The 21,781-nt window shown below is 46.5% G+C and carries 19 protein-coding genes; 12 read left to right on the top strand and 7 right to left on the bottom strand.

The window, feature by feature from the left end:
- Both pgi and VIM72_RS07880 read right to left on the bottom strand, forming a co-directional pair.
- Window positions 1-1,476: glucose-6-phosphate isomerase (pgi, locus tag VIM72_RS07885; protein WP_332002291.1), on the bottom strand; the 1,476-nt coding region annotated here is incomplete at its 3' end.
- 44 nt (window positions 1,477-1,520) lie between these two features.
- Window positions 1,521-2,324: a hypothetical protein gene (locus tag VIM72_RS07880; protein WP_332002290.1), complete on the bottom strand. Its 804-nt coding sequence runs from the start codon at window positions 2,322-2,324 to the stop codon at window positions 1,521-1,523.
- A 137-nt stretch (window positions 2,325-2,461) separates the two neighbouring features.
- Between VIM72_RS07880 and prfB the strand changes: the two genes are divergently transcribed.
- The 4 genes from prfB (at window position 2,462) to VIM72_RS07860 (ending at window position 6,296) form a co-directional block, all read left to right on the top strand.
- Window positions 2,462-3,557, top strand: a protein-coding gene (prfB, locus tag VIM72_RS07875; RefSeq protein WP_142687117.1) for a peptide chain release factor 2 whose coding sequence is annotated in 2 segments (ribosomal slippage) — window positions 2,462-2,521 and window positions 2,523-3,557 — 1,095 coding nt in all. Because the reading frame shifts where the segments join, the coding sequence is not laid out codon by codon here.
- 151 nt (window positions 3,558-3,708) lie between these two features.
- A complete protein-coding gene (pruA, locus tag VIM72_RS07870) occupies window positions 3,709-5,340 on the top strand; it encodes an L-glutamate gamma-semialdehyde dehydrogenase (protein ID WP_332002289.1) in 1,632 nt (543 codons plus the stop codon).
- Between the two features lie 85 nt (window positions 5,341-5,425).
- Window positions 5,426-5,800: a hypothetical protein gene (locus tag VIM72_RS07865; RefSeq protein WP_332002288.1), complete on the top strand. Its 375-nt coding sequence runs from the start codon at window positions 5,426-5,428 to the stop codon at window positions 5,798-5,800.
- Window positions 5,801-6,062: 262 nt separating this feature from the next.
- The gene (locus tag VIM72_RS07860) at window positions 6,063-6,296 is read left to right on the top strand and encodes a hypothetical protein (RefSeq protein ID WP_332002287.1); all 234 of its coding nucleotides are present in this window, start codon (window positions 6,063-6,065) and stop codon (window positions 6,294-6,296) included.
- Window positions 6,297-6,309: 13 nt separating this feature from the next.
- Here the strand turns inward: VIM72_RS07860 and VIM72_RS07855 are convergent, their stop codons facing one another.
- The gene (locus VIM72_RS07855; protein ID WP_332002286.1) at window positions 6,310-6,828 is read right to left on the bottom strand and encodes a peroxiredoxin; all 519 of its coding nucleotides are present in this window, start codon (window positions 6,826-6,828) and stop codon (window positions 6,310-6,312) included.
- A 232-nt stretch (window positions 6,829-7,060) separates the two neighbouring features.
- Between VIM72_RS07855 and pyrR the strand changes: the two genes are divergently transcribed.
- Both pyrR and VIM72_RS07845 read left to right on the top strand, forming a co-directional pair.
- A complete protein-coding gene (gene pyrR, locus VIM72_RS07850; RefSeq protein ID WP_332002285.1) occupies window positions 7,061-7,591 on the top strand; it encodes a bifunctional pyr operon transcriptional regulator/uracil phosphoribosyltransferase PyrR in 531 nt (176 codons plus the stop codon).
- A gap of 51 nt (window positions 7,592-7,642) precedes the next feature.
- Window positions 7,643-8,572 carry an aspartate carbamoyltransferase catalytic subunit gene (locus VIM72_RS07845; RefSeq protein WP_142687111.1) on the top strand — a complete coding sequence of 310 codons (930 nt, stop codon included), beginning with the start codon at window positions 7,643-7,645 and terminating at the stop codon, window positions 8,570-8,572.
- Between the two features lie 29 nt (window positions 8,573-8,601).
- Here VIM72_RS07845 and VIM72_RS07840 read toward each other — a convergent pair whose 3' ends face one another.
- From VIM72_RS07840 to VIM72_RS07830, 3 genes are all read right to left on the bottom strand, one after another.
- Window positions 8,602-11,988 (bottom strand): TonB-dependent receptor, encoded by a 3,387-nt coding sequence (locus VIM72_RS07840; protein ID WP_332002284.1) that lies wholly within the window; start codon window positions 11,986-11,988, stop codon window positions 8,602-8,604.
- 22 nt (window positions 11,989-12,010) lie between these two features.
- Window positions 12,011-13,000: a FecR family protein gene (locus VIM72_RS07835; protein ID WP_332002283.1), complete on the bottom strand. Its 990-nt coding sequence runs from the start codon at window positions 12,998-13,000 to the stop codon at window positions 12,011-12,013.
- A 72-nt stretch (window positions 13,001-13,072) separates the two neighbouring features.
- Window positions 13,073-13,615, bottom strand: a complete 543-nt coding sequence (locus tag VIM72_RS07830) for an RNA polymerase sigma-70 factor (RefSeq protein ID WP_332002282.1) — start codon at window positions 13,613-13,615, stop codon at window positions 13,073-13,075.
- A 251-nt stretch (window positions 13,616-13,866) separates the two neighbouring features.
- Between VIM72_RS07830 and VIM72_RS07825 the strand changes: the two genes are divergently transcribed.
- Window positions 13,867-14,595 (top strand): hypothetical protein, encoded by a 729-nt coding sequence (locus tag VIM72_RS07825; protein WP_332002281.1) that lies wholly within the window; start codon window positions 13,867-13,869, stop codon window positions 14,593-14,595.
- Between the two features lie 201 nt (window positions 14,596-14,796).
- Here VIM72_RS07825 and VIM72_RS07820 read toward each other — a convergent pair whose 3' ends face one another.
- Complete coding sequence (locus VIM72_RS07820; RefSeq protein WP_332002280.1) at window positions 14,797-15,060, bottom strand: hypothetical protein; 264 nt, start codon at window positions 15,058-15,060, stop codon at window positions 14,797-14,799.
- Between the two features lie 612 nt (window positions 15,061-15,672).
- On the opposite strand from VIM72_RS07820, the gene VIM72_RS07815 reads away from it, so the two are divergent.
- From VIM72_RS07815 to VIM72_RS07795, 5 genes are all read left to right on the top strand, one after another.
- The gene (locus VIM72_RS07815; RefSeq protein WP_209857810.1) at window positions 15,673-16,002 is read left to right on the top strand and encodes a DMT family protein; all 330 of its coding nucleotides are present in this window, start codon (window positions 15,673-15,675) and stop codon (window positions 16,000-16,002) included.
- 134 nt (window positions 16,003-16,136) lie between these two features.
- Window positions 16,137-16,703, top strand: a complete 567-nt coding sequence (locus tag VIM72_RS07810; protein ID WP_332002279.1) for an RNA polymerase sigma-70 factor — start codon at window positions 16,137-16,139, stop codon at window positions 16,701-16,703.
- A gap of 108 nt (window positions 16,704-16,811) precedes the next feature.
- Window positions 16,812-17,840, top strand: a complete 1,029-nt coding sequence (locus VIM72_RS07805) for a FecR family protein (protein ID WP_332002278.1) — start codon at window positions 16,812-16,814, stop codon at window positions 17,838-17,840.
- A 214-nt stretch (window positions 17,841-18,054) separates the two neighbouring features.
- A complete protein-coding gene (locus tag VIM72_RS07800) occupies window positions 18,055-21,297 on the top strand; it encodes a TonB-dependent receptor (protein ID WP_332002277.1) in 3,243 nt (1,080 codons plus the stop codon).
- Between the two features lie 7 nt (window positions 21,298-21,304).
- On the top strand, window positions 21,305-21,781 hold a 477-nt coding region (locus VIM72_RS07795), incomplete at its 3' end, for a RagB/SusD family nutrient uptake outer membrane protein (protein ID WP_332002276.1).

Genomic DNA, 21,781 nt, shown 5'->3' with positions numbered 1-21,781 from the left:
GTGCTCATACAGGGCGATCAGTGAACCCAGGGAACGTGGCGTAATTTTCTTCACCAGGAAGGAGTTGGTAGGACGGTTGCCAGGGAAAATTTTCGATGGCAGGATCTTCGCAATTTCTTCTGCAGACGCGCCGGATTTCTCCAGTTCAGCGCGTACTTCCGCTTCAGTTTTACCATTCATCAGCGCTTCTGTTTGTGCGAAGAAGTTAGATAACAATTTTACATGGTGGTCACCGATAGGATTGTGGCTGATGGCCGGCGCGATGAAGTCGCATGGGATGATGCGCGTACCCTGGTGAATGAGCTGGTAAAACGCATGCTGACCATTGGTACCGGGTTCGCCCCAAACAATAGGACCGGTTTCATAACTAACGGGATGGCCTGTACGATCTGCAGATTTACCATTGCTTTCCATATTACCTTGCTGGAAGTAAGCGGCAAAGCGGTGCATGTATTGATCGTAAGGCAGTATAGCTTCTGTGGCGCTGCCAAAGAAGTTGCCATACCAGAGACCGATCAGCGCCATGATCACCGGTATATTCTGTTCCAGCGGCGTGCCGGCAAAGTGCCTGTCAACCGCATGCGCGCCATCCAGTAATTCAGTGAAGTTTTCAAAACCGATAGTCAGTGCTATCGACAAGCCAATAGCGGACCACAGGGAGTAACGGCCTCCCACCCAGTCCCAGAATTCAAACATATTCTGTGGGTCGATACCAAATGCAGTAACTGCTTTTTCATTGGTGGACAAAGCCGCAAAATGTTTAGCGATGAACTTCTCATCTTCCGCATGTTCCAGGAACCAGCTGCGCGCAGTATGTGCATTGGTCATGGTTTCCTGTGTGGTAAACGTTTTGGAGGCGATGAGGAACAGGGTTTCATCCGGGGTGATCTTTTTCAGTGTTTCAGCGATGTGGGTGCCATCTACGTTGGAAACAAAGTATGTCTGGATATTCGGCTTCCAGTAAGGTTTCAGCGCCTCTGTTACCATTACCGGGCCCAGATCGGAACCACCGATACCGATATTCACGATATAGCGTATAGGCTTGCCCGTATATCCTTTCCATTCGCCGGAATGGATCTGGCGGCAGATATGATCCATTTTATTCAGCACTGCTTTTACATCGGGCATAACATCACGGCCATCCAGTAAAACAGGTTTATCAGAGGTATTGCGCAAAGCGGTATGCAGTACGGCGCGGTTTTCCGTAACGTTTATTTTTTCAGCGCTGAACATGGCCTTGATAGCATCCGTTACGCCGCATTCTGCTGCCAGTGCCAGTAACAGGCTGCGGGTATCTTCCGTGATAATATTTTTGGAATAGTCGAAAAGGATGTCTTCAAATTTAAGCGAGAACTCACTGAAGCGTTCTTTGTTCTCCATAAACAAGGCACGCATATGTACCTTCTTCATTTCTTCAGCGTGTTTCTTTAAAGCGTCCCACGATTTGGTGGTTGTTGGATTGGTAGATGGAAACATAGTCGTGTATATATTAAATGCGCATCAAAAATAATCTTTTAGATTCATGATTTCTGTTTCCTGTATAATTGCCAGGAAATTGTTACGGCAATGGCCCCGATAGCGATGATACAGGTATGTATGATGGCGTTTTCATCCATCATATCGGCGATCCTTCTTTTCAGAAAAATGCCGTAGAATGCCCACACACTAACAAGCGCATAGGTAATATTGTTGCGGAAAAGTACCATGGCCATACTTACCAGGGTACCCAGGCCGATCATGGCAATAGTCCACAGGATCTGCGCATGACGGTTCCCTTCCCAGCCGGTATACACCAGCAGCGCGGTAAAGTTCGCAATAGCAGCTATGGAGATCCACCCCAGGTAAATACTGAAAGGGATATGGATAAATATTTTTTCCCGCAGGGTAGCAGGGGTAGTGCTGATGCCAAAGTTAACATGAATAATGACGAGCGAGATAAGAAGGATCACCATAATAGCCATGCTTACCGGTATGAGATGGTAATGCCAGGCAAACAGCCAGCAGGCATTGGCTACACAGGAAATGAGGAACCAGTCTTTCATACGCCGCATCACATAAACCAGCGTTTCAGGTTCTTTATTGGAAAAGGACAACCATAACTGGTATATAATAAAGGCCAGCAGGGAAAGATAAATAATGCCCCATATAGAAAAGGTAATGCCCGCAGGTGCAAACAGGTTGGGATACTCTTCAGAGATCTGCGCGGTGGTTTTGCCATTGATGGGAAGCTGTACTGCCAGTACATTTACACCTATCATAATAATAAACCCAATAGTATTGAAAACAGACCGGTTTTTAAAGTGGAGGGTTTCATGGCTCACCATAACAGATGGGTGCTTTTTATAATATTAGTGACATGGTTACCGTGTTATAACACAAAAATTATGCTAAAGTGAACAATCAAAACAAAGTTTAAAAGCCGTTAGTATATATCTCCGTTTTTTCCATACATTTGCCAGCTATGACAGCTGAGCAACTTAAAGCTATGAGGGACCGTTTATATGTCCTGGGAGGTTTTCTTTAACGTACCTGACCGATTAGCAAAAATAGAAAACGACAAACAATTAAGCCTGGCGCCAGGTTTCTGGGATGATAACGTCAGAGCCACTTCGATCCTGAAGGAAATAAAGGTAAACAAATACTGGGTAGACCTTTACGATCAGGTAAATGCTGCGATTGACGACAGCGCTGTACTGAACGATTTTTTCAAAGAAGGAGAAGCAACGGAAGAAGAGGTGGAACAGGCCTACAATGCTGCAGTAGCGGCGCTGGACGACCTGGAATTCAAATCCACGCTTAACCAGCCGGAAGATGAAATGCCCGCAGTGCTCACCATTAACTCCGGTGCAGGCGGCACGGAAAGCCAGGACTGGGCGGAGATGCTGCTGCGTATGTATCGCATGTATGGCGAAAAGCAGGGGTGGAAAGTATCAGAAATTGATACGCAGTATGGCGATGGCGCAGGGATCAAATCCGCAACATTGGAATTTGATGGCGACTTTGCCTATGGCCATCTCAAAGCGGAAAGCGGGGTACACCGCCTCGTCCGTATTTCACCGTTCGATTCCAATGCCCGCAGGCATACCTCTTTCGCCTCCGTATATGTGTATCCGTTAGTAGACAATACTATCGAGATTGCTGTGAATCCTGCCGACCTGGAATGGGAATTTTACCGTTCAGGTGGTAAGGGCGGACAGAACGTAAACAAGGTAGAAACAGCCGTACGCCTGAAGCATATTCCTTCCGGTATCATCATCGAATGCCAGCAGGCGCGCACACAGGGGGAGAACCGCGAAAAGGCGCTCACCATGCTGAAATCACGCCTGTATGAAGAAGAGATCCGCAAAAGGGAAGAGCTGAAAAATGCGGCCAATGCCAACAAACGCAAAATTGAGTGGGGATCGCAGATCAGGTCATACGTGTTCCATCCGTACAAGATGATCAAAGACCACCGCACCGATTTTGAGGTAGGTAACGTAGGCCCCGTAATGGACGGCGACCTGAACGGATTTATAAAAGCATACCTGATGATGCAGAAGGAAGAGGACAATAATTAATAAGTATCGACTAATTATTAATAAGCGCGTAGGCGTTGTATCATGTAATTTTGCTGCGGAAACAATACTCGTAGTCATTTGTTTATTTGATTGTTTGTGAGCCTCACGGTTTACAAATGATCAAATAAACAAATATTAAAATTAGGATACAATGAATACAGGATACTTTGAGTACGCAGTGCCTGCTAATGAGCCTGTGTTATCTTATGCACCCGGTTCTGCTGAGAGGATTGCATTAAAGAAACAGTTAGCCGCCTACAAAAACGAAGTAGCAGATATACCTATGTATATCGGTGGCAAGGAAATCCGCACCGGAAACACCGTTGATCTGCGCCCTCCCCACGAAATCAAACACAAACTCGGTCACTTCCATATGGGTGATGCCTCTCACGTGAAATCTGCCATCGCAGCAGCGCTGGAAGCGCGTGAAAAATGGGCCAATATGGATTGGGAACAACGCGCCGGCATTTTCCTCCGCGCCGCTGAGCTCCTGGCTTCCAAATACCGCTATCATATCAATGCCGCTACCATGCTGGGCCAGAGCAAGAATCCCTTCCAGGCCGAAATTGACAGCGCATGCGAACTGATCGACTTCCTCCGCTATAACGTGCACTTCCTCAGCGAAATTTACCGCCAGCAACCGGTGAGCGCACCAGGCATCCACAACAGGGTAGAGTACCGCCCGCTGGAAGGTTTTGTGCTCGCTGTTACGCCTTTCAACTTTACCGCTATTGCCGGTAACCTGCCTACTTCCGCTGCCATGTGCGGTAACGTAGTAGTGTGGAAGCCCGCCAATACACAGGTGTTTGCCGCCCAGGTGATCATGAAGGTGCTGATGGAAGCCGGCCTGCCCGACGGCGTTATCAATCTCGTATATGCCAACGGTCCCGTTGTAGGCGACGTTTGCTTCGCAGATCTCCACTTTGCAGGTATCCACTTCACCGGCTCCACCGGCGTATTCCAGACCATGTGGAAAACCATCGGCGAAAATATCCATAAGTATAAAACATACCCACGCATTGTAGGGGAAACAGGTGGTAAAGACTTTGTACTGATCCACAAATCCGCTGATGTAGATATTGCCGTTACCGCACTCGCACGCGGCGCTTTCGAATACCAGGGCCAGAAATGCTCTGCTGCTTCCCGCGCATATATACCAAACAATCTTGCTGACGATATAAAATCTAAATTGGTTGCTGAACTGAAAACCATGAAAATGGGATCCACAGAAGATTTCAGCAACTTCATCAACGCAGTGATCGATGAACGCTCTTTTGATAAAATTGCGCAGTACATCGACAATGCAAAGAAAGACCCGGCTGTAAAGATCATTGCAGGCGGTAACTACAACAAAACTGAAGGTTACTTTATTGAACCCACCGTGATCGAAACCACCGATCCGAAATATATCACCATGTGTGAAGAAATTTTCGGACCAGTATTAACGATCCATGTATATGACGGGGAGAAATTTGAAGAGATCATGCAGGTGGTTGACAGTACTTCCGAGTACGCCTTAACCGGTGCGATCATTGCGCAGGACCGCTATGCAGTGGAACTGGCTACCCGCACACTGGTAAACAGCGCGGGTAACTTCTACATCAACGACAAGCCAACCGGCGCAGTGGTAGGACAGCAGCCGTTTGGCGGCGCACGCGCTTCCGGTACCAACGATAAAGCAGGTTCTATGCTGAACCTCTACCGCTGGTTAAGCGCCAGGAGCATCAAGGAAACTTTTGTACCGGCTACCGATTACCGGTATCCGTTCCTGAAAGAGGCTTAGTAAATGTTCATGATTTATATGCAGGCGGTGGATCTATATCCATCGCCTTTTTTGTACCTTGCACCCTTATTCAGTATCAGTAATTATGCAGGCAGATATCTTACAAAAATACTTCTCAGAGCACCATGAGCATTACCGTGTGGCGGATCTTGAACAACTACTCATAGCAGACGGAACACCGCAACCGGAAGCCAGCATCGCTGCTGCCAGGGCTTTTGATGAATATTTTAAGAAACAGCTGCGTAAGAAAGGCATCAAAGCCCTCGTTTTCTTTGGAATAGGACTGATAGCATTACTGCGTGTTATTACCCTCACCAACCGCGAGGAGGGCAGCTTTATGCAGGTATCCACCTCACTGGCATTGGTAGCTTTTACAATCGTACTGGGGATTATTTGGGGCATGCAGTTGTTTGCGTTGAAAGAGGAGATTTCGACGTTTAAGGATATGAGGAAGTTGTAGTATCTTAAGATGCCTATGAAACACTTTTTTTTCTTCATTCTTCTGTGCCTTACGGCTTGTGCATATCACAAGAAACCTGCCATCCAGGCAGTTGCCCCGGACTCAGGCATAAGATGTAACATTAACCATTAATGGTAGAAAGATAGACAGATGGCTATGGGAAACGGCTGATGAGAATACGGCGGTCTCAGATCTTACCCTGGATGCAGTATATACATTCCGCTATCACCATGATGATTACATTGTTATTACAGGTAACAATTTGCGTGGACTGGGTAAGCTCAGCCAGATAACTTTCGGGCTTCTCATTAATATCTCCGATTCATCCCTTGTTGCCAAAATATTGACGACCTATAGCCGCCCTGGACGTTTTTTCTTTAACCCTGATCCAGCAACAGGTAGCCTGAAGTATTTAAGCGCTTATCCGCTGTATAAAGATGGAGAAGAACTTGCCGGGCATCTTTCCTTACAGGTAAGTGAGCTGGTAATGCCCTGATCGAGGTACACCTTTACTGCATCTTCTGCAACGCCGCCAGCGACTCTGTTACATGTTTCTCTCCATCGCGCAGCGAATTAAATTCATGCACAATCACCCCATTCTTATCTACTATATAAGTAACCCGGCCCGGTATCATAAAGGTTTTAGGCACGCCAAATAATTTGCGTACTTCATTTTTAGGATCGCTCAGCAACGTAAACGGAAGGTTGTGATGCGTGGCAAAACTGCGGTGAGATGCTACGTTATCGGCACTGATACCAATCACCTTGGCGCCATACTTTTGAAAATCCTGGTAGGAATCACGGAAAGAGCAGGCCTCTTTGGTACATACACTGGTTTCATCTTTCGGATAAAAATAAATGACCAGCGGTTGTTTTCCCAACACTGTATTGATATCAAAAGTTTTCCCGGTTTGATCCTGCAGGGAAAAGGAAGGAATTTTATCCCCGGTTTTTAATTGCGCCTGGGAACTGGAGCCCCAAAGCTGGAAAAAGGCGGTCATAGCGAAAATGGTCTTTAAAAGTTTCATACCCATTATTGTTGACACTAAAGTACGAAGAGAAGGGGAGCATCCCTCGCCCTTCATGGAAAAATGTTCGTTAATATTGATATTAAACAGATATGTTCGGTCGGCTGAACAATCCCGGCAGGAGAGCAGCCCCTCATTTCAGAAATATTCCCCTGTTTATCAATCTTTTCTAATATTCAACTTTTTATCTGTAGCATTTAATCATTATTTTTGGCGCCTAAAACGTTGTGTTTTGAAAACCATACTAAACGGCAGGCAAATGGCTATTACGATAGACAGGCTTTGTCATCAGTTAATAGAAAATCATTTACAGTTTGAGCAAACCGTGCTGATAGGATTACAACCCCGTGGTATTTATTTATCCGGCAGAATTCATCAGACCTTGCTGAAACTGTTACCAGGCGCGCATATCGATTACGGTAAACTGGATATCACTTTTTATCGCGACGATTTTAACCAGAGCAAAACCCTGCATGTACCGAGTGAAACCAGTATAGATTTTTCCATAGAAAATAAAAAGGTAGTGCTGATTGATGACGTGTTGTATACCGGCCGTACTATCCGTTCGGCGCTGGATGCCATGCTGGATTTTGGCCGGCCCGCTTCTGTTGAGCTGCTTACGTTGATAGACCGCCGCTTCAGCAGGCAGTTGCCTATTCAGCCGGACTATACCGGACGCACCATTGATGCCCTTATTTCCCAGAAAGTAAGGGTGTTGTGGAATGAAAGAGATGGTAAAGACGAAGTAATTCTGATTGACTAAAATAAACCGGGATTTCAGAATTCAGATTTCACCCTTTATATTTGCACATTAATGTCACTTTCTGTAAAACACTTACTCGGAATTCGCGATCTGCAGCGCCAGGATATAGAGCTTATTTTTCAAACAGCCGACCAGTTTAAGGAGGTTTTACAAAGGCCTATTAAAAAGGTGCCTACGCTACGCGATACAACAATTGTCAATTTATTTTTTGAGAACTCTACCCGCACACGCATCTCTTTTGAGTTAGCGGAAAAACGCCTGGGTGCAGATACGGTTAACTTTTCCGCCTCGGGATCTTCCGTATCCAAAGGAGAAACGCTGATAGATACGGTGAACAACATCCTGTCCATGAAAGTGGATATGGTGGTAATGCGCCACTCTGCCAGCGGCGCGCCGCATTTCCTGGCCAAGCACATTAATGTGCCTATCCTCAATGCAGGCGATGGTATCAATGAGCATCCCACACAGGCATTGCTCGATGCGTTCTCTATCCGGGAAAGGCTCGGTAGTGTGGAGGGTAAGAAGATCGCCATCTGCGGCGATATCATGCACTCCAGGGTAGCCCTCTCCAATATTTACTGCCTCAAAAAACTAGGCGCAGAAGTAACGGTGGTAGGCCCGCCTACCTTAATACCGAAATACATGGCTGCAGCCCTCGGCGTAAATGTAAGCTATAACATCCGTGAAGCCCTGCAGTGGTGCGATGTAGCCAATGTGCTGCGTATCCAGCTGGAAAGGCAAAACACGCCGCTGTTTTCCTCTCTCCGTGAATATTCACTCGCATACGGTGTAAACCGGGAGCTGCTGGACAGCCTGAATAAAGAAATTGTAATTATGCACCCTGGCCCCATTAACCGCGGTGTGGAAATAAATTCAGATGTGGCCGACTCTGGTCAGTCCATCATCCTGGACCAGGTAGAAAACGGTGTGGCTGTACGTATGGCTGTACTGTACCTGTTGGCAGGAAAGAAATCGGAGTAGTGCGCTGCTCCCTGTTGGCTTCTGAAAAATCAGAAGCCAACAGTCAACCCCAATGTATATGATCTGAAAAACGGATATGCATTACCGTTATAACCTCCCGCCTGTTCCGGATCATAATATTTAATCTTCATTTTGGTAGTTTCCCATAGGTCCTGTCCGGAGAAGTAAATCCGCAGGTTGCTGATCCATATTTTCCTCAGCCAGCTGGCGGGTAGGGTATAACCCACCTGCAGGTTCTTCAACCTGATATAGGCGCCATTCATGGCCCAATGGGAGGAGGGTACCGTGTTCTGCTGATCATTGAGATACAGCCGTGGAAATAAGGCATCGGGGTTTTCCGGTGTCCAGTAATCCTGGTTGATATCCCAGGGTTGCTGCCAGGCGCTGGTAAAAGGAAGGTTGTAACGCGGATCCGGCATCACTTTACGGTTAGCCACGCCCTGGAAGAAAACGGAAACATCAAATCCTTTCCAGGCGAAGCCGGCGTCTATACCATACGAAAACCGCGGATCAGTGCTGCCCAGGTATACGAGGTCGGCATTATCTATTTTATGATCGCCGTTGATGTCTTTATAGCGCAGGTCGCCGGGGCCGGTGTTCTCATGCTGGAAGGCGTGCCGGCTCACTTCATCTGCCGACTGGAAGTAGCCGTCGGATTCGTAGCCAAACAGGGAAGAGTAGGGATACCCGGCAATGCCCTGGTTCCAACCTGGCTGCGGAACCACATCATCATTCTTCAGCACTTTATTCCGGTTATAAAAGAGGTTACCGTTGATATACCAGGTAAAAGGCCCTTTATCGTCGCGCCAGCCTATATTTATTTCCCAGCCCCATGATTTCATTTCACCACGGTGAAAATCAATTGGCCAGGCGCCGTCTGTAGAAGCCGTAAGCACCGGGATCTGCATATCGCGGTTATGCTTGATGAAATAATCGGCTGCCAGGGTGAGCCGGCCCCTGAATAAAGTAGCATCCCAGCCATAGTTATTGGTGGAAATGTTTTCCCAACCCTGGGCCTGGATGATGGGGTTCTTATATACAAAAGGCAACAGGTTGGGTGGAGCATTAAAACTGAAAGTTTGCAGGCGCTCATCATTGGGGATGCTGTTCCAGCTGTTTACATTCCCCAATCTGCCCCATGACCACCTCAGTTTGAACTCATTGAAAAAAGGCAATGCACGGTTGAACCAGGTTTCATTGTTCAGGCGCCACCCGGCAGAGAAAGAAGGAAATACCTGCCACTGATCCCTCCCGGTAAAGGAAGTGCTGTACTGCGATAAGCGCGACCCGATGAGGTTTGCCTCCACCAGGTAACGGTTGTCGTAGTTGTAGCTCATCTTACCAAATATGGATAACAAAGAACCGCTGGCCCTCAGTAACTGCGTGTATACGGGAGCGTTATTGAAGTGATTGGTATTGATTTCCTGTTGGCTGATATTGTAGGAGGCCGCAGTATTTTGCGTGGTATTGTATGCTTCCTGTGTGGCGCCGCCGAGCAGGTGAATATTGTGCTTGTCTTTTTTTACATCATAGTCGGCCAGCAACTGCAGGTTGCCGCCTTTGCTTTCCAGCCGGCTTTTCTGCAACATGTTATTGGGTTGTAACAATGCGGCCGTATCCACGCGGTTCCAGAGGGCAATGGTGTTGCGGCCCAGGTTATCTTGCAACGTATGTTTCTGCGGACTGTAAATCAGTCGTAATGTAAGCCCTTTTGCAATACTGTCGGCCCTCAGGGTAAACACCGCATCTATGTAATTATTTTTCTCGTCGCGCTCGCCGCCATCTTCCAGAATGGCGTATCCGGGTGCGCCGCCATAGGCGTAGTTGCTGGTATTGGGCACAAACACAGGCACATTTCCCGGCCCACGGTAAATCCCTGCCAGCAAGCCTTTGGGGCCTTCCACAGCCTGGGCCGGTGAGAAGGTATTGGTTTGTGCGTACGACAACCGCGTTTCCAGGCTGAAATGTTTATTAAAGCGGTTGTTCATATTCATACGCGCATTCACCCGGTGAGTGCGATCCGGACCAACAGCAAACAGTCCTTGTCTTCCGAAATAGCCCAGCGATGCGGAGAACTGGTTGGAGCTGTCGCCTCCTTTTACAGAGATATTATAGTTTTCAATACCGGTTTTGCTCTTGGTAAGCACCGGCAAAGCATTGTAGTTATAATAGTATTTATAGAAATCCGGGTTTTGATAGTCGATAGCATAATGATTTCCTGATTTCATTAAATCTATTTCCAGGGGATCCCAGGGGGCTGCCTGTCCTGCATTTTCCGCGGCGATGTTTTGCATAGCGGCTGATTGCCAGGAGGGGAGCCGGTTTGGCAGACGTATAGGGGTTTCAAAACCACCGAGAGTGTTGAAGTCTACTTTCAGCTTACCTGGCTTCCCGGTACGGGTGGTTACCAGCACCACGCCGCCTGCGCCACGGGCGCCGTAAATAGAGGCTGCTGCCGCGTCTTTCAGGATAGATACCGATTCAATATCATCCGGGTTCAGTACTGCAAGGGAGCCGGGAACGCCGTCAACGATCACGGGAGTGTTGCTGCCGGAAGAAGAGCCCACGCCCCGCACCTGGATGTTAAATCCTTCACGGCCGGGTTGGCCGTTGCTTCTTGTTACCACCAGGCCGGTGGCGGTGCCCTGTAAAGCCGCCATCACATTGGCTACTGGCCGGCTTCTCAGCCGTACGCCATCTACCTGGGCGATGGCCCCGGTAATATTGGCGCGTTTCTGCAGGCCGTAACCCAGTACTATCAGTTCATTCAGCTTGCGCAGGTCGGGTTGCAGCAGTACGGATATATTCCGCCGGTCTCTCACCGCAATCTCTTTGGTTTCAAAGCCGATCAGGGATACCTGGAGTATAGCCTGCCCGCTGGCCAGGTCTACTTTGAAGCTGCCGTTTTCCGTAGTGGCGGTACCGTTAGTAGTGCCTTTTTCCCGGATAGATACACCGCTCAAAGGTTCCATTCCGTCTGAAACAGACCCGGTAAGGGTCCATTTGTTAGGGTTGGGATCTGTATTGGGCAGAGGTGTTTCATCTGCAGCAATAGCATTGAGGGGGATCACAATGATCTGTCCGTCTTTTATCTCCACTTTATATTTTGCGGGAGGGAAGATCTTTGGCAATACTTCCTGCAGGGAAGAATTATGTACGTGTAAGCTAACGCCCTGGCGTGTTTCCAGTTCCCCGGAGGAAATAGCAAAGGTATATTTGGTTTGTTTTTCTATTTCCCTGATCACTGTTTTCAGGCTGGCGTTTGTAAACTGAAGGGAAACCTTTTTAGGAGGGGCATTAGTATGCTGGGCCATAGCTGCAGCATTGGCCAATACCAGGATAACAATAAAAATAAAATCAGGCACGCGTCCAAACCTGGAATTGGAGATACGCGCCTGTAGCAATAATTGCTGCATAAATAAAAGGTCAGGCGCGTATTTAGTAGATGTCTACCAGGTCGTTTTTATGCGTAATGTTAATTTGAAGGGTTTTTCTCATAATGTCCAGCACTTCATCCAAAGACATATTGGGGAAGGTAGCCAGCAGTTTTTTATCAGCCAGTTGCTGATCGCTGATGGTGATCTGTACATTATAAAAATCTTCGAGGGCTTCCGCTACTTCTGTAAGCGGGGTATCATCAAACGTTAATGTCCGGGTTTTCCACGCCAGGATGTTATTGTTCTTTTTATGGGTACGGGTGTCTATTTCGTGGCCATTACGTTTCAGGGAGGCTTCCACGCCTGGTGTAAGGATCACTTTTTTCTCGGTGCCTTTATAAGCGGCGCTTACTTTCCCGGATTGAACGAACACCTTAACCCCACTGTTGGCGGCTTTTACGTTGAAAGCGGTACCTAACACCTGTACTTCTACTTCGGGGGCATTTACAATGAAGGGGAGGGCGTCGTTTTTAGTAACATCAAAAAAGGCTTCTCCTTTATCTATTTTAATCTGCCTGTTATCTTTTCCAAATCCGCGTGCATAGCGTACCTGGGTATGTGCGTTGAGGTACAGCATAGAGCCGTCCGGTAAACGGAGGCTATCCTGCTGCTGGTTGGTGGCATAAGTCTTATAACCGCCGGGGCCAAGCCAGGTCCAGGTGCCGGCAATCAGCAGCACAGCTGCAGCAGCCCACCAGTACCTGCGGTTCATCCTGATCACGCGGGTATTTTTCTTTTGAGCGGGAGCGGGAAGCGCAGCAGCTACAGGAACCTTATCCAGCATAGTGTCCAATGCCTGCCATTGTCCCTGGGTATCGAAAGCAGAGGCGGCAGGAAGCGGATCGCCGTGCCACATACCTTTCATATCCAGGAAGATATCCAGGTTACCAGCATCCTGTTGAATCCATTCGTTGAGCTGCGCTTTGTGCTGCTCATTGTCCGGATCTTCCAGGTAACGGATCACTATATCTATGTCTGTTTGATTATTCATGGCTTCTTATTAGTAATACAACCGAAGAACATTATACCATTAAGCGATAATAAAAAAAAATTCCGGAGCATCCTACGACTTATTAATAAGGTCTACCCGTAATCGTTTTAAAGCAGTGGTTAAGTGGGCGTATACTGTATTGATAGAGATATTTAATTGTTCTGCGATTTCGGCTGGCGACAAGCCTTTCAGGCGGCTCATTTCAAAAACACGGCGGCATTGGTCGGGTAATTTTTCAAGGGCAGAGCGGTATTGGGCTTCCAGTTCCTTATGTTCCAGCAGGGAATGATTATTTTCTGCCGGCGTAGCGGTTTGCATTTGTTCCTTGGCGTATACTTCTTTCCGTTGCTCTTTTTTTATGCGGTTCAGGCAGGTGTTTACAGTGGCTCTTGCGAGATAATGATTAATAGGGGCTCTTTCATCCAGGTTTTCCGCACCTTTCCACAAGTTGAGGAAAACATCCTGTACCATATCGTTCGCGTCATCCTCATCTTTCACATACCGAACGGCAATATTATACATAGATGGCGCGAACTGTTTAAAAACAGATTCGAACACCTCTTTGTTCCTGCTCCGGATGCCTTTTACTATTTCGTCGTTACTCAATTGCAACATGCTTTTGATCTTTTGTCTTGTTTCCGTAGTGCGAAGATAATTTTTAAAATTACTAATTACGAAAGCAGCTGTTAATAAGCCTTGTAATTCTTTTTTTCACTTTAACATTTCTTTGACTAATGGTAAGTGAATTGTCGGATGTATTGTTTATATACGGTAGCCAACGATGAGGGCATATAACAAAAACCATGCACATTCATCCGGGCCGGGGATATTCAATATAAATATTAACCATTCAAAAAATTGAAGCCATGAAAAAATCAATTGTAGGAACGCTCGCTTTAGCAACAATGGTACTGGGAATGTCGGCTTTCAAAAGTGCAGATGTAGCCGCAGTAAAATCTGTAGACAGCACCGCCGCAATGGTGGATTCAATTGCAACAGACTCCATTGCCAACCTTGATTCAGTAAAAGTTTTCAGTGTAGACTCACTGCAGCGCCTGGATTCTTTAAAAGGATTTGATTCCTTAGCGGTAGACTCTTTAATGGGAACCGATTCTTTACAGAGAGTGGATTCCCTGGCCGGAATTGACTCTGTAATGAGAATCGACTCTTTATCAGGGGTAGATTCTTTACAGCGCCTGGATTCCTTAACCGGGATTGACTCGTTGCAAAGAGTGGATTCTTTAACTGGAATCGACTCTTTACAAAAAGTAGATTCTTTAACCGGAATCGACTCTTTACAGAAGGTAGACTCCCTGCAGGGACATGATTCACTGAAAGTGATGGTCGTAGAAGGCGGTTCTATCACCGGTAAAATCACTCCTGCCGACAGCGCTACTGAAGTAGAGGCAGACAACGGTACTGATAAGCTGAAAGGCGCCATCTCACAGGGTGCATTCACCATTCCGGCTGCCAAAGCAGGAGCTTACACTATTACCATTCTCGGCAAAAGCCCTTACAAAAATGCCGTGATCAAGGATGTAAAAGTAGAAGACGGTAAAGCTACCGACCTGGGCGAAATCAAATTAGAACAATAGTTTTTAATAATGAAATAGCAACCAACAACACAAAATCACACCATAGTGGAAAACCCATTTTGGTTTGATGCAGGGGGACCTCTTACGGTCCCTCTTTTTTTTGCGCGCGGATTTTGTCTGACTCAGGATTATGATGATTATACTGATTTCTCTTTCTGATTGGTTTGTTGGGGAAAGATGGGGGTTGATTTGTGGGGGCTTTTATTTTTGCCGGGAGATGATAAAGGCGGCCTCTACTACCTGGTATAGCTCCGTAAAGCAGGAGAGCACTTTCATTCGCTCAATTGCGGAGCTGCACAGACCGCCAGGGTTTGTAAGAGCCTCGGTGTAAACTGCCGGCAGCAGGTGGTTGGTTTCGCCCGGCCCGAATAGTTCAAAGTAGGTTTTCAGGACTGTTTCCGGGGAATTGTATTCTTCGTCTGTAAGCCGGAGCGGGTTTTGGTCGAAAAATGTGATAGCTAACAAGGATTGTATAAAGCGACTAATAAAGGTTATAATATCAATAACATATGCTGTATTAATATCTATAATATTGTTATTCAGCTAATAAATAATCGTTGAGTATCCTGATGGCAGAAAATTCCTCATTCGTCAAAGTCTTCATAGCTCCAGAGAAACCGTTTTGCGGGAGTTAAAATAGCGTTATGCCAAATTTGTTTATTGTTGCAGGTCCCAATGGGGCTGGCAAAAGCCTTTTTTCAGCAACCTTGACCACCACTAATTTTGAGGTTTTTGATGGGGACAAACAATATGACCAGGCTGAAAGCAGAGTATCCCGAAACAGGTAGTGATGTGTTGGAAAATTATGTCAATGAAGACATTTTTAAAACGGCGAAAGAAAAAGCGATCGATTCGACTTCAATTATGGCTTTTCTGATAGATGTGGCATACTTCACGGATACTTAGGAGTTGCCTATATGTAGTACTCCCGATATAGTCTCCATACTGTCTCCATACTGTCCTCATACACTTTTCATGCACTCTTAATGCACTACCGATACACTATGTCTCGTCAAATATTATTTTTTGCAAATAAAAGTTGCTCACTAATTTAGCGCTTTCAAATATTTATCATACATGCGCACCATCCTCCTCCTCACCATTTCCAATACCTTCATGACCTTTGCCTGGTATGGCCACCTCAAACACCAGGACGTTGCTCTCTGGAAAGTAATCCTCATCAGCTGGGGCATCGCTTTCTTCGAGTATTGCTTCATGGTGCCCGCAAACCGCTACGGCGCCCAGGAAGGGTTTACCGGCTTCCAGCTGAAAACCATCCAGGAGGTGATCACCCTCACCGTTTTCAGCATCTTTGCTGTTACCTTCCTGAAAGAACCCCTCCGGTGGAATTACCTGGTGTCCTTTTTTTTCCTGGTAGGCGCTGTCTATTTTATGTTTAAAAAGTAATGCAAAAATAAAGCAGTAAAAGATATATACTTTAGAATCAATTCATATTACATAAAAATAAATGTAAAACAAGATCAAATTAGAAAAAATCTGTATTATCTTTAGGGATCAGTTTTCAACCAAAAAACAAATTATTGAGGGAAGAAGCTAATATACAGCTGCTGGTGGAAAGGGTAGCATCCCTGGGAGATGAACAGGCTTATAAGGCGCTGTTCCGGATATTTTACAAGCCATTAAGCCAGTTTGCCTTTTCCATTGTAAAATCCTGGGAGTCTGCTGAAGAAATTGCTTCGGATGTATTCCTGAATGTATGGAGGCAGCGGGAACGCCTGCTCCAGGTTGAAAACCTTCGCGTGTACCTTTACGTATCCACCAAAAATATTGCCCTCAATTACCTGAATAAAGCCGCCCGTACCCAACACTTCAGCCTGGATGAACTGGCGGTGGACATCAGTATCAGCTACGCCACACCGGAACAGATCTTCATTTCCGGCGAAATGGTGAAAAGAATAGAAGCCGCTGTGAATGCCCTTCCCCCAAAAAGAAAAATGATCTTTAAGCTTATACGCGAAGATGGTCTTAAATATAAGGAAGTAGCCCAGATCCTCGACATTTCTGTGAATACCATCGATGTGCATATGGCCCAGGCCCTCAAAAAGATCAGCGAAGTGATCAACCTCTCTTTTATCAAAACAAAATAATTTAATTTTTTTTCCTGGTGGAGTAGTAGATTTTCAAGATTTGCTTGTCCTTCTGTATAATCATGCTTTTGTATCATAAACATGGAACAGGAAAGAATATGGCTTTTGATGGGAAGAAAGGTATCGGGCGAAGCCACGATGGAAGAGTTGCGTGAACTGGAAGCATCATTGCAGAAAGATCCGGACCTGAGATATAAATTATCCGTATTAAGCAACTGGCCTCAACCGGCTGCCGGTACGGAATGGGAAACCAAAACGGAACAGGCGCTGGAAAAACACCTGGCCCGGATGGAGGAGGAGTTTCCACAGGAAGAATTGCCCGTTAAAGCCAGGAGAAACTTCCGTAAATGGGTAGCTGTTCTTTCTGTGCTGGTAGTAGTGCTCGGAAGCTATTGCATCTATCTCTTATTAAATAAATACCCGCAAAAGGCCGGTAAAGCAGCGATGGCGGCTATTTACACCCGCGATGGCTCACGTTCAAGGGCACAACTGCCCGATGGAACGGAAGTATGGCTCAATGGCGGCAGCCGTTTAACCTATGATCCTGATATGAACAACCTGGACAGCCGGGAAGTGACCCTGGAAGGAGAAGCGTTTTTTGACGTAGCGAAGAATGCAACCAAACCCTTTTCCATTCATACCTCCAGGATGAACATCAAGGTACTTGGTACTTCTTTTAATGTGAAAGCTTATACCGGTGATAATACCACAGAAGCTACGCTAATCACCGGTGCAGTGGAAGTTACGCTGAATGATGGCATGGAAAGAAATGTGAAACTGGCGCCCAATCAAAAGATCATTTTACAGCACGGACCAAACGATAAACTGACCCAACCCAACCTGGTAGCAGGTTACAAGGTAGAAAATATCCACAATAACACGCAGGACAGTATGGTGGCGGAAACCGCCTGGCACGACAACTACCTGGTGTTCGACAACGATAACTTCGAAGACATTGCGCTGAAAATGGAACGTTGGTATGGTATAAAAATCCATCTCAACGGTAACAAATTAAAAACATACCATTTCACCGCTACTTTTAAAAATGAATCGTTTTCAGAAGTACTGGAAGCGCTGAAGGTTACAACATCATTTCATTGCCGGATAGTAAGCAATGAAGTATTCATTACCCAGTAAAAGGGGAACATTAAAAGAAAATCGATACCACTCAAATAAAAAAGGGCAAATGCTGCAAACATTTACCCCTTTTGTTGAGATCAAACGGCAGCTTCACTTGGCAATGTAGTACTGTCGTAGTTTTATGACCTTTTACAACCATAAATGTATGGAAAAAAATCATACATTATGAATCCTTTTGCGTATAAAAACATAGGGAAAAGTTGTACTGATAATGAAACTGGTGTCCTTTATTATTCTTATTACCTGTTTGCAAATAACAGGAAATGCCTTCGGTCAGCAGGACCGGCGCATTTCCCTTAAAGCAGATTCAGTGCCACTGACACGGCTCCTGAAGATGATCGAAAAGAAAAGCGGTTACCGTTTCGTATATCGCAACGATCTGATTCCGGCAGACAAAAAAATATCGGTGAACGAGAATAATGCTTTGGCAGAAGATATTTTGAAAAAGATACTGAGGAATACCGGTCTCACTTTCAAACAGCTTTCCGCCACACTGGTGGCTATAGCGCCGGAAGACAAAGAGATCAGGAATATCAGTATCAGTGGAACGGTAACCGATGTTTTCGGACATCCTTTACCAGGCGTGAGTTTACGCATTGCAGGTCTTAATAAGGGTACTACTACAGATGAGAATGGTGAATTCCATATGGAGGCGCCTTCTTCAGCAACGTTGATCTGTTCTTTCATTGGTTATGAAGAACACCGGGTGACAGTGAACAACTCATCCCGCCTCAACATCACGCTGAAAGACGATTCCAAAGGACTGAACGAAGTGGTGGTAGTGGCTTATGGCGTGCAAACAAAAAGTTCTTTGACAGGTTCAGCTACTATGGTAAACGCTTCATTGTACGATAAAGCGCCCCGTAGCAGCTTCCAGGAAAGCTTACAAGGCAATGTACCCGGCTTACAATCCACCAATGGTTCCGGCCAGCCCGGTTCCATACCAAGTATTCACATACGCGGCATAGGATCAATTACCGCAGGCAGCTCTCCACTTTATGTGGTAGACGGTACGCCGGTGGTAACAGACAATCTCACCGATTATAATGTGAATTCCCTGGCAGGGATCAACAGCGCAGATATCGCGTCGATCTCTATTTTAAAAGATGCGGCTTCTGCATCGATCTATGGCTCCCGCGCTGCCAACGGCGTGATCCTCATCACCACCAAAACCGGCAGCCCGGGAAAAACAAAGATCAGCGCAACCATACAAAGAGGCAGCAACCAGCTTACCATCCCGCAGGCCAACTATCCGCTCAATACCAGCGAGATGATGGAACTGCTCCGCGAAGGATGGGCGCATAAAGCGGATGGCACAGGCGAAGCAGGTTTTCAACGGGAACTCCGCGCACGTGGTGTAGATACTACCGTAAATACCAACTGGATCGATGTGCTTACCCGCCATGGAAGCTATACACAAGCCAATCTATCTGCCGCAGGCGGAAGTAATAAAACAAAATTTTATGTTTCCGGCGGCTTATACGATTCCAAATCAGCACTGAAAGGAGTGGACTACAAGCGTATGACAGGCAAGCTCAATCTGAGTAACCAGGCTACCAGCCGCCTGTCGTTTGATGTAAACCTTTCGTTATCCTACCAGCGCGCAAACGCTGTTGGAGATGTAGGTTTAATGGCCAACCCGGTACGCTCGCTCGTACGCCTGCAACCCTGGCTGAAAATTTACAACCCGGATGGCAGCTACGATTTCAGTTACAACAATACCTTCAACCCGGTAGCCGTACTGAACGGCGATACCCGCACCGGCACCATTTACGGATTGCTGGGCGGCGCCGGAGCCAAATACGCCTTTACCGATTTTCTTTCGTTTGAAACAAAGATCAGCCTCGACCTGAACTATGCCCGGAGCAACTCATTTTTTGCACCGGGATTTGGAGATGGAAGAAATACCAATGGCTGGGTATCGGTTAACAACAGTCTGTGGAACAACTGGGTATCTACCAATATCCTGCGGTTCAACAGGCGATGGGGCTACCATGGCATCAATACGTTCGCGGGATATGAAGCGCAGAAAACTACCAACAGCGGCAATTCTTCCGCAGCATCAAACCTGCTGCCGGATCTGCAACTGCTGGCGGATGCGTCCAAACCGGAAAGCGTATCCTCTGTATCCAGCGCTAATTCACTTACAGGACTGTTCCTGAATAATAGCTACGACTATAAGCAGAAATACTACCTGACCGCCTCCATCAGGAGAGACGCCTCTTCGAGGTTTGGCCGCATGAAAAGAAGCGCAGTATTCTGGTCTATAGGAACTGCGTGGAATATTTACCGTGAACCATTCCTCCAGGATGTAAATGTCATCAATGAATTAAAGATAAGAGCGAGCTACGGCAGCAACGGAAACCAGGCTATTGATAATTATGCTTCATTGTCGCTTTATAGCCCGGCAAATGATTATGATGGGAAACCGGGGTATGTGCTTACGCAATACCCCAATCCTTTCCTTACATGGGAACAGAACAGGCCATTCAATATAGGACTGGATTTCGCGGTACTAAGAAACCGGTTATCAGGTACCATTGAATATTATAACAGAACCACTTCAAGGTTACTGCTGAATGTACCGGTATCTTCTGCAAATGGTATTACTACTGTTTTCAGGAATAACGGGGAGATGAAAAACAGCGGCTGGGAAATATCCCTTTCCTCCCGCAATATCATCGCAAAAAATGAAAATGAATTCTCATGGCGTACAGATGCCAACATCTCTACGCTGAACAATAAGATCACACGATTGGACAACCCGATCACCAGTCCGCCTTACAAAAGAGAAGTGGGCACCGATTTTTACCAGTTCTTCCTGGTTGGATTTGCAGGCGCAGATCCTCAAACCGGTGAAGCGCTGTGGTATAAGGATGGTTCTAAAACCGCTACTACCAAATCTTATGGCGAAGCGCAACGGTTTAACCAGGGGAGTGCATTACCAAAATTTTATGGAGGCATCACCAACTACTTTAGTTATAAAGGATTTGATCTGAGCTTCCAGTTCTTCTGTAATTGGGGAAATAAAGTATACGATAACTGGGGAACATTCACCGAATCAGACGGCAGCGGCGGATTCGGGGGCGCAGCAAAAATGTCGCGCCTCATTTATGAAAAACGCTGGCAGCACCCGGGTGATATTACGAATGTACCCAAAGTAGTTTTTGGCGGTACCCAATCCGGCCTGAGCAACCAGAGCTCATCCAGGTTCCTCTATGATGGCAGTTTTATCCGCCTGCGCGACCTGATGCTGGCTTACAACCTGCAACAAAACTGGTTGAAGAAAGCCAATATCAACGAAGTAAAAGTATATGTGCGCGGTAATAATTTATGGACGTACGTAAAAGATAAATATCTCACAATGGACCCGGAAGTACCGGTAACAGGCGATTACGATCAGCGTCCACCGGTTTTCAAAACATTCCTGGTAGGATTGGATGTAAATTTTTAAGGTATTCATGCAAAAGAAATATACATACGGGATACTGGTTGTACTGGCTGGCTTCTTCAGCGCCTGCAGCAAGGACTTCCTTGATCAGCGGCCGGATCAGTCAACGGAAACAGGCCGCGCTATTACCGACCTGCCCGGTTTACGGGCAGCTATCAATGGCGTGTATTCCCTGATGCAGAATGAAAATTATTATGGGCGTACTATGCCGCTGTTGCCGGATCTCCGGTCCGACAATGGTTTTATCAGTATCATCAACAGCAACCGGTACCGCAACCAGGACCAATACATTGTAACTGCCAACGACCAGTATACCACTGATTCATGGAACCAGTTATACGCGGTAGTAGCCAATGCCAATATGGTGATCATGAAAGGGCCCCGTATTTCGCTGCTGCCATCGGCGGCCGATAGTACAGAGGCTAAACAGATAGTGGCGGAAGCTTACGCATTACGCGCACTGGTGTTCTTTGATATAGCGCGCATG

Source organism: Chitinophaga sp. (assembly GCF_036569185.1).
Lineage (GTDB): Bacteria > Bacteroidota > Bacteroidia > Chitinophagales > Chitinophagaceae > Chitinophaga.
The sequence above is the reverse complement of the archived record's forward strand: the minus strand, read 5'-3'. Positions and strand labels throughout refer to the sequence as shown.

Coding starts and splice junctions, on each gene's coding strand:
- VIM72_RS07880 (WP_332002290.1), bottom strand. CDS start 2,324: ATGGTGAGCCATGAAACCCTCCACTTTAAAAACCGGTCTGTTTTCAAT.
- pruA (WP_332002289.1), top strand. CDS start 3,709: ATGAATACAGGATACTTTGAGTACGCAGTGCCTGCTAATGAGCCTGTG.
- VIM72_RS07865 (WP_332002288.1), top strand. CDS start 5,426: ATGCAGGCAGATATCTTACAAAAATACTTCTCAGAGCACCATGAGCAT.
- VIM72_RS07855 (WP_332002286.1), bottom strand. CDS start 6,828: ATGAAACTTTTAAAGACCATTTTCGCTATGACCGCCTTTTTCCAGCTT.
- VIM72_RS07845 (WP_142687111.1), top strand. CDS start 7,643: ATGTCACTTTCTGTAAAACACTTACTCGGAATTCGCGATCTGCAGCGC.
- VIM72_RS07840 (WP_332002284.1), bottom strand. CDS start 11,988: ATGCAGCAATTATTGCTACAGGCGCGTATCTCCAATTCCAGGTTTGGA.
- VIM72_RS07835 (WP_332002283.1), bottom strand. CDS start 13,000: ATGAATAATCAAACAGACATAGATATAGTGATCCGTTACCTGGAAGAT.
- VIM72_RS07830 (WP_332002282.1), bottom strand. CDS start 13,615: ATGTTGCAATTGAGTAACGACGAAATAGTAAAAGGCATCCGGAGCAGG.
- VIM72_RS07825 (WP_332002281.1), top strand. CDS start 13,867: ATGAAAAAATCAATTGTAGGAACGCTCGCTTTAGCAACAATGGTACTG.
- VIM72_RS07815 (WP_209857810.1), top strand. CDS start 15,673: ATGCGCACCATCCTCCTCCTCACCATTTCCAATACCTTCATGACCTTT.
- VIM72_RS07805 (WP_332002278.1), top strand. CDS start 16,812: ATGGGAAGAAAGGTATCGGGCGAAGCCACGATGGAAGAGTTGCGTGAA.
- VIM72_RS07800 (WP_332002277.1), top strand. CDS start 18,055: ATGAAACTGGTGTCCTTTATTATTCTTATTACCTGTTTGCAAATAACA.